10 protein-coding genes are annotated in these 12,532 nt (G+C 71.7%); 6 read left to right on the top strand and 4 right to left on the bottom strand.

All coding sequences use genetic code 11. The annotated features are described in order from the left end of the window. Positions 1 to 38: 38 nt before the first annotated feature. The 3 genes from ACIA8D_RS32285 to ACIA8D_RS32275 all read right to left on the bottom strand — a co-directional run bounded on the left by ACIA8D_RS32285 (position 39) and on the right by ACIA8D_RS32275 (position 5,441). Entirely contained in the window at positions 39 to 1,727 is a 1,689-nt protein-coding gene (locus ACIA8D_RS32285) for a penicillin-binding transpeptidase domain-containing protein (RefSeq protein ID WP_399237712.1), read from the bottom strand. Between the two features lie 192 nt (positions 1,728 to 1,919). Beyond that, positions 1,920 to 3,551, bottom strand: coding sequence for a penicillin-binding transpeptidase domain-containing protein (locus ACIA8D_RS32280; protein ID WP_399237710.1), 1,632 nt, complete (start codon positions 3,549 to 3,551; stop codon positions 1,920 to 1,922). A 126-nt stretch (positions 3,552 to 3,677) separates the two neighbouring features. After that, positions 3,678 to 5,441, bottom strand: coding sequence for a dolichyl-phosphate-mannose--protein mannosyltransferase (locus tag ACIA8D_RS32275; protein ID WP_399237709.1), 1,764 nt, complete (start codon positions 5,439 to 5,441; stop codon positions 3,678 to 3,680). 63 nt (positions 5,442 to 5,504) lie between these two features. Between ACIA8D_RS32275 and rsmI the strand changes: the two genes are divergently transcribed. From rsmI to ACIA8D_RS32245, 6 genes are all read left to right on the top strand, one after another. Continuing rightward, positions 5,505 to 6,380, top strand: coding sequence for a 16S rRNA (cytidine(1402)-2'-O)-methyltransferase (gene rsmI, locus ACIA8D_RS32270; RefSeq protein ID WP_399237707.1), 876 nt, complete (start codon positions 5,505 to 5,507; stop codon positions 6,378 to 6,380). A gap of 198 nt (positions 6,381 to 6,578) precedes the next feature. After that, positions 6,579 to 7,031, top strand: a complete 453-nt coding sequence (locus ACIA8D_RS32265; RefSeq protein WP_399237706.1) for a hypothetical protein — start codon at positions 6,579 to 6,581, stop codon at positions 7,029 to 7,031. Positions 7,032 to 7,055: 24 nt separating this feature from the next. After that, positions 7,056 to 7,988: a TatD family hydrolase gene (locus ACIA8D_RS32260; protein ID WP_399237705.1), complete on the top strand. Its 933-nt coding sequence runs from the start codon at positions 7,056 to 7,058 to the stop codon at positions 7,986 to 7,988. A 163-nt stretch (positions 7,989 to 8,151) separates the two neighbouring features. Further along, a complete protein-coding gene (locus ACIA8D_RS32255; protein ID WP_399237704.1) occupies positions 8,152 to 9,396 on the top strand; it encodes a ubiquitin-like domain-containing protein in 1,245 nt (414 codons plus the stop codon). Between the two features lie 102 nt (positions 9,397 to 9,498). Continuing rightward, positions 9,499 to 10,365, top strand: a complete 867-nt coding sequence (rsmA, locus tag ACIA8D_RS32250; protein WP_399237703.1) for a 16S rRNA (adenine(1518)-N(6)/adenine(1519)-N(6))-dimethyltransferase RsmA — start codon at positions 9,499 to 9,501, stop codon at positions 10,363 to 10,365. Continuing rightward, positions 10,362 to 11,267 carry a 4-(cytidine 5'-diphospho)-2-C-methyl-D-erythritol kinase gene (locus tag ACIA8D_RS32245; protein WP_399237702.1) on the top strand — a complete coding sequence of 302 codons (906 nt, stop codon included), beginning with the start codon at positions 10,362 to 10,364 and terminating at the stop codon, positions 11,265 to 11,267. The genes rsmA and ACIA8D_RS32245 overlap by 4 nt, the downstream gene beginning before the upstream one ends. 12 nt (positions 11,268 to 11,279) lie before the next feature. Here the strand turns inward: ACIA8D_RS32245 and ACIA8D_RS32240 are convergent, their stop codons facing one another. Further along, positions 11,280 to 12,347: an agmatine deiminase family protein gene (locus ACIA8D_RS32240; RefSeq protein WP_399237701.1), complete on the bottom strand. Its 1,068-nt coding sequence runs from the start codon at positions 12,345 to 12,347 to the stop codon at positions 11,280 to 11,282. Positions 12,348 to 12,532 lie beyond the last annotated feature (185 nt).

Genomic DNA, 12,532 nt, shown 5'->3' with positions numbered 1-12,532 from the left:
TACGTGTACGGGGCACGCGACCCTGTATCGCGGTGCGGTCAGCCGCCCGCCAGCAGCATCTTGCGGACCACGGGACCCGCCGAGTCGCCGCCGTGCCCGCCCTGCTGTACCACGGCCGCCGCCGCGAGGTCCCCGCGCCAGGCCGTGAACCAGCCGTTGGGATCCTTCTGCCCGTCGACCTCCGCCGAACCGGTCTTCGCGCCCATGTCCGAACCGAGCCCGGACATCGGCTTCACCGCGGTCCCGGCGATCGCCGTGTAGTGCATCAACTCCCGCAGCTTGGAGGCCGTCGAGGCGGAGATGGGCTTCTCGGCCTTCGCCAGCGTCCGGTCGTCGAAGTCGGGCGAGACCAGGTACGGCTGGTGGAAGGCGCCCGCCTTCACGGTCGCCGACACCGAGGCCATGTTCAGCGGGTTCATCCGCACGCCGCCCTGCCCGATCAGCGAGGCCGCCATCTGTGCGTCCGACATCACCGGCACCGCGCCGTCGAAGCTCGGCACCCCGATCGACCAGTTGTTCATGCCGAGGCCGAAGACCTGCTGGGCCTGCTTGGTCAGCGAGTCGTTGTCGAGCTTCGGGGCCTGGCTGATGAAGGCCGTGTTGCAGGACGCGGCGAAGCTCGCCTTGAACGTGCCGTCCTTGATCTGGAACTTGTCGTCGTTGTGGAACTTCCAGTGCCCGTACGTGAAGTACTTCGGGCACGGGTGCTTCTTGTCGACGTCCGTGAGGTTCTTGTCCAGAAGCATCGACGCCGTGATGACCTTCATCGTGGAGCCGGGCGCGAGCGAGCCCTGGAACGCGGTGTTGAACCCGGGGTTGGAGTTCGCCACCGCGAGGATCTCGCCGGTCGACGGCTTCACCAGCACGACCGAGGCCCTCTTGCGGGACTTCACCTGGTCCTCGGCGGCGGCCTGGAGCGTCGGGTCGAGCGTCGTCCTCACGGTGCCCGGCGTGCCCTTGGAGAGCGTGAGCAGCGTCTTGTCGGGCAGCGCGTTCTTGTCCTCGGACTTCTTCTCGGGCTGCGCCCGCACGACGCGCAGTTCGACGCCCGCGGTGCCGCCAGCCTTCTTCCCGTACTTCTCGCGCAGTCCGTCGACGATGGCGCCGATCGACGGGTACTTCTTCGCGTCCAGTTCGTTCCCGGCCCGGTCCACCGCCTTGACCGGCGGATCGCCGGCCTCGCCGGTCTCCAGGTGGTCGCCCTCCTTGAGGTCCGGGTGCACGACGGAGGGCTTCCAGTCGACGAGGACCTTGCCGTCGCTCTTGCGGCGCTCGACGGTCAGCGAGGAGTCGTACGCGAGGGGCTTGCTCAGCTTCTTGTACTCGACCGTGGACGTGACGTGGAACGGAACCTCGGCGCCCTGGTGGGTGCCGGGAGCGAGCTTCAGGCCGGTGAGGTGGGCGTCCTTGGCGAGACCCGCGAGCGCCTTCTTCGCGGTCGCCGCGTCGTTCGTGTACGCGGCGGCCTTCGCGGTGTCGCCCTGCTGCCAGGCGGTGAGGAAACCGTCGGCGACGGCCCGTACCTCCTTGGCGGTCGGCGGGCCCTTCGGGATGTCGGGCTTGCCGTCCGCGGCGGCGGCCGAGGTGCTGCCCGCCTGCTCACCGCTCCCGATCAGCGCGTACGCGCCGACACCTGCCCCGATGACGGCGACGGCGGCGACGCCACCGATCACCAGGGCGTTCGTGTTGCGGCGCGGCTCGTCGCGACGCTTGCCTCTGCTGCCCACCTGAGTCCTCCGGAGATCTACGGGTGGCCCAGGGTACGGGGTGGCCCTGAACGCACTTTCCGTAGGACAGAACGACGTGGTAACGCCTGGCGATGCGTGGATTCACCACCAGGCGCGGGGAGTCGTAGGGGAACTACGCTCCCGCCCGTAGTCGCGGCGCCCGCAGACAGGGCCTGTCGGCCGGGGCGGGCCCTACGACCCCGCCCGCAGCACCGCCGCGACGACCGGGCCCGCCGCGTCCCCGCCGTGCCCGCCGCGCGGCACCGTCGCGGCGGCCGCCACGTCGCCGCTGTAGCCCGTGAACCAGGAGTTGGCGTTGCCCTGGCCGTCGACCTCGGCGGAGCCCGTCTTCGCGCCCTTGTCGCCGGGCACGCCCGCCATGGCCGTGGCGGCGGTGCCGCTGGTCGCGGTCAGCCGCATCATCTGCCGCAGTTGGTCGGAGGTGCCGGACCTGAGGCCCTTCGCCGTGGCGAGGGGATTGTCGTCGACCTTCCGGGAGACGAGGACGGGCTGGTGGAACGCGCCGGTGATGGCCGTCGCCGTCACCGACGCCATGTTCAACGGGTTCAGCTTGACCCGGCCCTGGCCGATCATCGCGGCGGCGTCGTCCGAGTCGCCAGGCATCTCCACCGAACCGTCACGCGAGACGATCCCCGTCTTCCAGTCCTTGCCGAGCCCGAACCGCTCCTCCGCCTCCGCGGCGAACTTCGCGGCGCCCAGGTCGTCGGAGAGCTTGATGAAGGCGGTGTTGCAGGACCGCGCGAAGCTGTCGGCCAGCGTCGCGTTCTCGTTGGGCCGCATGCCCTTGAGGTTGCGGAAGGTCTGGCTGAGCGCGACGGCCGAGTCCGGGCAGGGCGCCGGGCCGTTCGCCGAGGTGACTCCATTGTCGATCAGCGCCGCCGCGGTGACGATCTTCATCACCGAGCCGGGCGCGGTGCCGCCCTGGAACGCGGCGTTGAACTCGCCCTTCGCCTGGTTGGCGACCGCGAGCACCTCACCGGTGGACGCCTTGACCGCCACCACCGACGACTCCGGGTACTTCTTCACCGCCTGCTCGGCGGCCGCCTGCGCGTTCGCGCTGATCGTCGTGCGCAGCTTGCCGGGCTTGCCCTTGGCGAGCGTGAGGAGCGTCTTCGCCGTGGTCGTCTCCCCGGCCGCGTCGGTCCGCTCCACGTAGGTCTCGATGCCGGACGAACCCCCGGCGGAATCCCCGTACTTGGCGCGCAGCTGGTCGAGGACCGGGCCGAGCGACGGGTACGTGTCCTTGGTCAGCACGGTGCCGTTGCGGTCCACGGCCTCGATCGCCGGCACCGTCGCCTCACCGGTGACGATCGTGTCGCCCTTCTTCATCGCCGGGTGCACGATGGCCGGCGACCAGTCGACGAGCGCCCGCCCGGTGGTCTGCCCGCGCACGACAGTGAGCGAGGAGTCGTACGACATCGTCTTCGTCTTCTTGCCGTACGTGACGGTGGCCTTGACGCGGAAGGCGACCTTCGCGCCGTCCGCCTTCGTCGGCGTCAGCTCGGTGTGGGTGACGTGCGCCTTGTCGTGCCAGTCCTCAAGCACGCGCATCGCGTTGTCGGCGTAGTCCGTCAGGCGGGCCGCGGCCGCCGAGTCGTTCTTCGCCCACGCCGCGAGGAACTGCTCCGACGTCTCCTTCACCTCGTCGCCGCTCGGCGGCCCCGACTTGTACTCGGACCCCTGCGACGCCACGGTGTTCCCGCCCGTGACCGCCGTGACGAGGTTGTACCCCGCATACCCCGCGCCGCCGACCATGACGGTGAACACCCCGCCGACGATCGCGACCTTGACCCCCTTGCGCATGACGCGCTCCCCTCCCCAGGTTTACGGGAGGGACTGTAAGCACGCCGGGTGCCCCAAGTGCCGCGAGTTCCGCAGATGATGTCCGAAGGTGTCCGGATTGAGATCACAAAGCTGACCGAAACCGACTCAGACCCAGGTGTCCAACCACATCCGTGAACGCCACGAGTCGACCGGGATCGCGTCGCCCGTATAGATCGGCCAGAAATAGATGAAGTTCCACGCGATCAGCAGCACCAGCGCGCCCGCGCCCGCCGCGCCGATCACCCGGCGCCGCTCCTGGGAGCCCGGTTTGCCGATGATCGCGCCGAGCATCATCGCCAGGGCCAGGCAGAGGAACGGGGCGAAGACGACCGCGTAGAAGTAGAAGATCGTCCGTTCCTGGTAGTTGAACCAGGGGAGGTAGCCGGCCGCGATGCCGCACAGGATCGCGCCCGCCCGCCAGTCACGGCGGAAGAACCAGCGCCACAGCACGTACAGGAGCGCGAAGCAGGCCGCCCACCACAGCAGCGGCGTGCCGAGGGCGAGGACCTCGCGGGCGCACTTCTCGGTGGCGTCGGCGGGGCAGCCCTGCGCGCCGGGCTTCGGCGACTCGTAGAAGTACGAGACCGGGCGGCCGTCGACGAGCCAGCTCCACGGGTTGGACTGGTAGGTGTGCGGCGAGCTGAGCGTGGTGTTGAAGTTCCACACCTCGTGCTCGTAGTGCCACAGGCTGCGCACCCAGTCCGGCAGCCAGGTGAAGCCGCCGCCCTTGCCGTCCGTCGCCGCCCAGTCCCGGAAGTAGCCGCCGCTGCCGTCGGAGGGGGAGAGGATCCAGCCGAGCCAGGACAGTACGTACGTGGCGATGGCCACCGGGACGGTCGCGACGAACGCCGGGAAGACGTCCCGCCGCAGCACCGCGCGGTAGGGGCGCTCGGCGCCCGCGACCCGCCGCGAACCCACGTCCCACAGCACCGACATGAGCGCGAACGCGGCCAGGAAGATGAAGCCGTTCCACTTCGTGGCGGCGCCGAGGCCGAGGCACAGGCCGGCCAGCAGCCGCCAGGGGCGCCACCCCAGGCACAGCGACTCGGCGACCTCGGCGTCGGGGTGCGGAAGACCGTGCTCGTCGACGGGCAGTGCGGCGGCCAACTGCCCGCGCGTGCGCTCCCGGTCGAGCACCAGACAGCAGAACGCCGCCACCACGAAGAAGACGAGGATCGAGTCGAGCAGCGCGGTCCGGCTCATCACGAACGCGAGGCCGTCCACCGCGAGCAGCGCGCCCGCCAGGCAGCCGAGGAACGTGGAGCGGAAGATGCGGCGGCCGATCCGGCAGACCATCAGCACGCACAGCGTGCCGAGGACCGCCGTCATGAACCGCCAGCCGAACGGGTCGAACCCGAACATCCACTCGCCGATGCCGATGACGTACTTGCCCACCGGCGGATGCACGACGTACGAGGCGTCGTGCGGGATCGGTACGTCTCCGCCCGTGGCCAGGATCTTGTCGTTGGCGTCCTTGGGCCAGTTCACCTCGAAGCCGCGGTGGACGAGGGCCCACGCGTCCTTCGCGTAGTACGTCTCGTCGAATATCACGGCCTTCGGGCTGCCGAGATTCCAGAACCTGGCGAGGCCCGCGACGAGCGTGACGAGCAGCGGGCCCACCCAGCCGACGATCCGCTCCGCCTGCGCGGCGGAGAAGCGGCTCAGCCCGAAGGACGCCCACAGGCGGCCCCCGAGCGGCGGGAACGGCGGCACCAGGTGCGTGCCCACGGCACCGCTTCTGGCCTGCGCCCGGTATCCGTACCCGCGCAGCCCGCGCAGCCACGACGACTGCTGCGGCTCCGTGCTGGCGGCCTGCTCGGTCGGTGCGCTGGTCGGAGTCGCCCCGGACGACGACGCGGTACTGGTCACGCGCGCCATCGTAGGGAACACGACTGTGCGAGTCCTGCGGCCCGCTCCTGCGAGACTGGAAACGTGACAGGAACCGCAGAATCCCCCGGAACGCTCGTCCTCGCAGGCACCCCGATCGGTGACGTGTCGGACGCGCCGCCGCGCCTTGCCCAGGAGCTGGCCACCGCCGATGTCGTCGCCGCCGAGGACACCCGGCGCATGAAGCGGCTCACGCAGGCGCTCGGGGTGCAGGTCGGCGGGCGTGTCGTGTCGTACTTCGAGGGCAACGAGTCGGCGCGCACGCCGGAGCTCGTCGAGGCGCTCGCCGGCGGGGCGCGGGTGCTGCTCGTGACGGACGCGGGGATGCCGTCCGTGTCCGACCCCGGCTATCGGCTGGTCGCGGCGGCCGTCGAGCGGGACATCCGGGTCACGGCCGTGCCGGGCCCGTCCGCCGTGCTGACCGCCCTCGCGCTGTCCGGGCTCCCGGTCGACCGTTTCTGCTTCGAGGGCTTCCTGCCGCGCAAGGCGGGCGAGCGGCTGTCCCGCCTCAAGGAGGTCGCGGAGGAGCGCCGCACCCTCGTCTACTTCGAGGCCCCGCACCGCCTCGACGACACCCTCGCCGCGATGGCCGAGGCCTTCGGCGAGGACCGCCGCGCCGCCGTGTGCCGCGAGCTCACCAAGACGTACGAGGAGGTCAAGCGCGGCCCCCTGAAGGCGCTCGCCGAGTGGGCCGCCGAGGGCGTCCGGGGCGAGATCACGGTCGTCGTCGAGGGCGCGCCGGAGAAGTCCGCCGACGACCTCACCCCCGATGAGCTGGTGCGCAGGGTGCGGGTGCGGGAGGAGGCGGGGGAGCGGCGCAAGGAGGCGATCGCCGCGGTGGCCGCCGACGCCGGGCTGCCCAAGCGCGAGGTGTTCGATGCCGTGGTGGCGGCAAAGAATGCGGCGCGGACCGCCCCATAGGGGCGTAAAGGACTAACCTGAAAAGCAAAGCGAAGACCGCGCGCCCGGCCCGTTTCGGCAGGGAAAGACCAAATCGGATCCAATAGTCGACAGGCCTTTTGCGCTCGGCTCAGCGGAGGCGTCCACTGGTTGAAGGGGACGCACCCGTCCCCACGCTGCTGAAGAGCAGCGTTTGTCCAGCGGGCAAGAGGAGCTGGCATGAGCGAGTTCGCAGTCTCCAAGACAGCCATTGGTGCACAGACGCCCCCGGTCCCGAATCGCAGCGCGGCGACATCCATCGCCCACGAGTCGTATTCGTTCGCCTGCATGCGGTGCGGGCACGGCTGGGAGCAGTCCTACGAGATCGAGCACCACGTCGACGGGGAGGGTGCGGAGTTCGTGATGTACGTGGTCAAGGGCGAGCGGGTGCCGTCGCCGCTGACCCGGCCCACATGTATGAACTGCGGGGGCCACGTCGTGCGCATCATGCGCGCGGGGCGGGTCTCCTCGGCGCACGACGCGCTTCAGCAGCACCGCACGGCGCAGGCGGGCCCCGTGGAGGTGCCGGAGCCGGAGGCGGCGGAGCGCGAGGGCTCCGCTTCCGGCGAGGGGCACCACTGGCACCTGTCGGACCTGCTGCACCCCTTCAGCCACCACAAGCGGGACGAGTGACACCGGCTTCGTAGGATCGGGGGTATGAGCCCCAGCACCAAGGACGTCACCCCGCCGCCGCTGCCGGCGCCCCTCGAGGTCGAGGTCGCCGACTCCCACACCCACCTGGACATGCAGGAGGGCAGCGTGGAGGAGGCCCTCGCCAAGGCGGCGTCGGTGGGCGTGACCACGGTCGTCCAGGTGGGCTGCGACCTCGCGGGCTCGCGCTGGGCGGCCTCGGTGGCGCAGGAGCACGCGCGCGTGCACGCCACCGTCGCCCTGCACCCCAACGAGGCGCCGCGCATCGTGCACGGCGACCCCATCGAGAGGGGCGGCCCCGAAGGGGGCTCGGACAAGGGTGGTGGTGGGCGACGGGCGGGATGGTCCCGGCAGGACGCCCGCGAGCCGCTCGGCGACGCGGGCCTGGACGAGGCGCTCGCCGAGATCGACCGGCTCGCCGCCCTCCCGCACGTCAAGGGCGTCGGCGAGACCGGCCTCGACTACTTCCGTACGGGCCCCGAGGGCAAGGCCGCGCAGGAGCGTTCCTTCCGCGCCCACATCGAGATCGCCAAGCGCCACGGCAAGGCGCTCGTCATCCACGACCGTGAGGCCCACGCCGATGTGCTACGCGTCCTGAAGGAGGAGGGCGCGCCCGAGCGCACCGTCTTCCACTGCTACTCCGGCGACGCGGACATGGCCCAAATCTGCGCGGAGAACGGCTACTTCATGTCGTTCGCGGGCAACGTGACCTTCAAGAACGCGCAGCCGCTGCGCGACGCGCTCGCGGTCGCCCCGCTCGATCTGGTCCTCGTCGAGACGGACGCGCCGTTCCTGACGCCCGCTCCGTACCGCGGTCGGCCTAATGCCCCGTATCTCATTCCGGTCACGCTGCGCGCGATGGCCGCGGTCAAGGGCGTCACGGAGGAAGCCCTCGCGACGTCGGTCTCCGCCAACACCGCGCGCGCCTTCGATTACTGATCGATAACGCTCACGGGCGCTCGCGTCCGCTCACCTTCGGGCAAAGACGCCACACAGAGTAATCGTGGTGCTTTGGAGAGTGACGAACGCTCCGCTAGGTTCTGCTCGCCCGATCCGCCCCTCCCCGGGGACCGGACACCTTGTGAGTGCCTGGAGCGTCGTCGTGAGCATTACGCCGCAGGAGACGTACGAGCGGTATGAGCGGTACGAGCCGTACCGGACGTACGAGGCGGAGACCCAGGTCGTCGCCCCGGCGCCGCCCGGCGGACGGGCCGAGGCCCGGCGCGCCGCACGCCGCAAGAAGGTGGCGCAGCGCCCCGAATCGCTGCGCAGGCTGCTGCCGCAGGCGCTGGTCGTGGCGTTCCTCGCGGGCGGCACCTCCGCCTTCGTCGCCGACGACAAGGCGATCCACCTCAGCGTCGACGGCAAGGAGCGCACCCTGCACACCTTCGCCGACGACGTCACCGAACTCCTCGCCGACGAGGGCGTGGACGTCGGCGACCACGATGTCGTGGCGCCCGGCGAAGGGGCCGAGCTGGCCAGCGGGGACGAGGTCGCGGTCCGCTACGGGCGGCCCGTCCGGCTCACCCTCGACGGGCAGCGCCGCGAGGTGTGGACGACGGCGCACACCGTGCACGGGGCGCTCAGGCAGCTCGGGGTGCGGGCGGAGGGCGCGTACGTCTCGGCCTCGCGCTCGCAGCGCATCGCCCGGCACGGGCTCGACCTCGACGTACGCACCGAACGCAGCGTCACGATCATGGCCGACGGCAACCGCCGCACCATCCGCACCAACGCGGCGACCGTGGGGGAGGCCGTCCAGGACGCGGGGGTCACGCTGCACGGGCAGGACACCACGTCGGTGCCGCAGAGCAGCTTTCCGCGCGACGGACAGGTCATCACGGTGATGCGGGTGACGGGGGAGAAGGAGGTCCGCGAGGAGCCGATCCCCTACGCGACCGAGCGCACCGAGGACGCGTCGCAGTTCCAGGGCACGGAGGTCGTCACGCGGGCCGGTGAGCCGGGCATGAAGCGGGTCACGTACTCGGTGCGCACCGTCAACGGGGTCAGGATGAAGCCGCGCCGGGTGCGGCAGGAGGTCGTGCGGGAGCCGCGGACGCAGCAGGTCAGGGTCGGCACGAAGCCGATGCCGACGTCTGTGTCCGGGGCGGACTCCCTCAACTGGTCCGGGCTCGCGGCGTGCGAATCGGGCGGGCGGCCGAACGCCACGGACGCGACCGGCACCTACGGGGGCCTCTACCAGTTCGACACCCAGACGTGGCAGAGCCTTGGCGGCTCGGGCCGCCCCCAGGACGCGCCGGCGGCGGAGCAGACGTATCGCGCGAAGCGCCTGTACGTCACCCGGGGCGCGACCCCGTGGCCCCATTGCGGGAGCCGCCTGGGCGGATAATCAAGCCCCTGCGGCGATTGAGCAGCGGGGCCCGGGGCAGCGCCCCGCGACCGCAACCACGTCACGGGTAGGCCCCCGGCAGGGCACGGCTACCCTTGAACGGTGAGCAGCACAGAACCTCAGGGTCCCCTCCTCGGCGCCGCAGACATCCGCGAACTCGCCGCGGCGCTGAACGTCCGGCCGACCAAGCAACGCGGCCAGAACTTCGTCATCGACGCCAACACCGTCCGCCGCATCGTCCGCACCGCGGAAGTGACCGAGGAGGACGCCGTCGTAGAGGTCGGACCCGGCCTCGGCTCGCTCACCCTCGCCCTGCTGGACGCGGCCCGCCACGTCACAGCCGTGGAGATCGACGACGTACTCGCCTCGGCACTGCCCGCGACCGTCGCGGCCCGCATCCCGGCCAAGAAGGACGCCTTCGACCTCGTCAACATCGACGCGATGCAGGTCACCGAGCTCCCCGGCCCGGCCCCCACCGCCCTCGTCGCGAACCTCCCGTACAACGTCGCGGTCCCCGTCCTGCTCCACATGCTGGAGCAGTTCCCGACCATCCAGCGCACCCTCGTGATGGTGCAGGCCGAGGTCGCCGACCGGCTTGCCGCGGGCCCCGGCTCCCGCGTCTACGGCGTCCCGTCCGTGAAGGCCAACTGGTACGCCGAGGTCAAGCTCGCCGGACGGATCGGCCGCAACGTCTTCTGGCCCGCCCCGAACGTCGACTCCGGCCTCGTCTCCCTCGTGCGCCGCACCGAGCCGATCCCCACGACCGCTTCCCGCCAGGAGGTCTTCGCGGTCGTCGACGCCGCCTTCGCCCAGCGCCGCAAGACGCTGCGCGCGGCGCTCGCCGGGTGGGCCGGCTCCGCGCAGGCCGCCGAGGAGGCGCTGGTCGCGGCGGGCGTCTCCCCGCAGGCCCGCGGCGAGTCCCTCACCGTCCACGAGTTCGCCCGCATCGCGGAGGCCAAGCAGCAGTGACGTCGACGTCGACATCGGTGACCGTACGCGTACCCGCCAAGGTCAACGTCCAGCTCGCGGTAGGCGGCGCCCGCCCCGACGGCTTCCACGACCTGGCGAACGTCTTCCTGGCCGTGGCCCTCTACGACGAGGTCACCGTGGAGCGGGCGGACGCCTTCGAACTCACCTGCACGGGCCCCGGCTCCGACCAGGTGCCCCTGGACCGTACGAACCTGGCGGCCCGCGCCGCGTTCGCGCTGGCCGCACGCCACGGTCTCGGTGAGCCCACCGTCCGTATCCACATCGCCAAGGACATCCCCGTCGCCGGCGGAATGGCGGGCGGCTCCGCGGACGCGGCGGGCGCGCTGCTCGCCTGCGATGCGCTCTGGGGCACGCACGCCTCCCGCGAGGAACTCCTCGACATCTGCGCCGAACTGGGCAGCGACGTCCCGTTCAGCCTCGTCGGCGGCGCCGCGCTCGGCACCGGTCGCGGCGAGAAGCTCGAACTCCTCGACGTGGGCGGGGAGTTCTGGTGGGTGTTCGCGGCCGCGGACGGCGGCCTCTCCACGCCGGCCGTCTACCGCGAGTTCGACCGCCTCAGCCCCGACGCCCCCGAGCCCGTCGCCGCGCCCGCGCTGCTGGCCGCCCTGCGCACGGGCGACGCGACGGCACTCGCGGCGACCGTCACCAACGACCTCCAGTCCGCCGCGCTCTCCCTCTTCCCGTCCCTGAAGGACACCCTCGCGGCGGGTACGTCGGCGGGCGCGCTCGCCGCGCTGGTCTCCGGCTCCGGGCCGACCACGGCGTTCCTCGCGGCCGACGAGGCGGCGGCGCGCCGGGTGGCCGACGCCCTCGCCGCGTCCGGGACCTGCCGGTCCGTGCGGGTGGCGCCGTCGCCCGCCCCGGGCGCCACCCTCGTGTGAGCGGATGCCGCGTCAGCGGGACTTCGGCAGCTGCTGCGTCGAGCAGTGGATGCCGCCCCCGCCCTCGCCGAGCGTGTCGACGGAGACCTGGACGACCTCCCGGCCCGGATACAGCTCGCGCACGATCGCCGCGGCCTCCCGGTCCGCCCGCCGGTCGCCGAAGCGGGGCATGACCACCCCGCCGTTGACCACGTAGTAGTTCACGTAACTGGCCAGGAAGCCCGCGCCGCGGCGGCCGATGTCGACCGGCTCGGGCAGCTCCACGATCTCCGGGCGCCGGCCCCGGGCGTCCACCGCCTTGTCGAGGACGCCGCGGGCCTGGTCGTGGGCGTCGGTCCAGACGTCCCGCGGGGCCTCGTCGTCCGGGGTGCTCACGACCACGACCCCGGGCTCGGAGAACCGGGCGAGCGCGTCGATGTGGTGGTCGGTGATGTCCTCGCCCCGGACGCCGTCCACCCAGATCACCGTGGTCACGCCGAACAGTTCCTCGAGCGCCCGCTCGATGTCGGCGCGCGACCTGCCGGGGTTGCGGTTGGCATTGACCAGCGAGCTCTCGGTGGCCATGAGCGTGCCCCGCCCGTCGACCTCGATGGAGCCGCCCTCGCCGGTGATCGGCGCCCTGATCCGCCGGATGTCCGCGTCGGCGAGGATCTCGCGGGCGACGTCGCCGTCGCGGCGGTGGGCCTGCTTGCCGCCCCAGCCGTTGAAGTTGAGGTCGACCCCGGCGATCCCGCCGTCGTCCCGTACGACGAAGTTCGGGCCGGTGTCGCGCATCCACAGGTCGTCCACCGGGATCGGCACCACCTCCACCCCCGAGCCGCACGCCTTCCGGGCCGCCGCCACGTCCCGCTCGTTCGCGAGCAGCGCCACCGGCTCGAACGCCGCGACCGCCCGCGCGATCCCGGCGATGTCGGCCCGCACCCCGGCCGTGTCGGCGCCCCAGATCCGTCGGGTGGGCCACGCCATGTACGTCAGCTCGTGCGGATGCGCCTCATCGGGCATCCGCCACCCCCGGCCCGTCGCGTCCGCGGCCGAGGCGCCGTCCCGCCCGCCCTTCGACGCCCCGGCATCGCTCCCCATGGTCGTACTCCCTGACTGCTAATTTGGTCAGCTTCGAGCGTAGGGCGATACGGACCCCGGCCATCGGCCGACGCCCAGGAGCTCTCGGAGCGCTCAGTGCCCGACCGTCCGCCCCGGACGACCACGGGGGACGTGAGCCGAACAATCAAGCCCCGCCGGCGATTGAGGCGCGGGGTCGGGCCGGA

It is taken from the genome of Streptomyces sp. NPDC051684 (assembly GCF_044453445.1).
In the GTDB taxonomy this organism is placed as follows: Bacteria; Actinomycetota; Actinomycetes; order Streptomycetales; family Streptomycetaceae; genus Streptomyces.
Note: the sequence above shows the minus strand (reverse complement) of the source record. Positions and strands in the feature narration are given on the sequence as shown.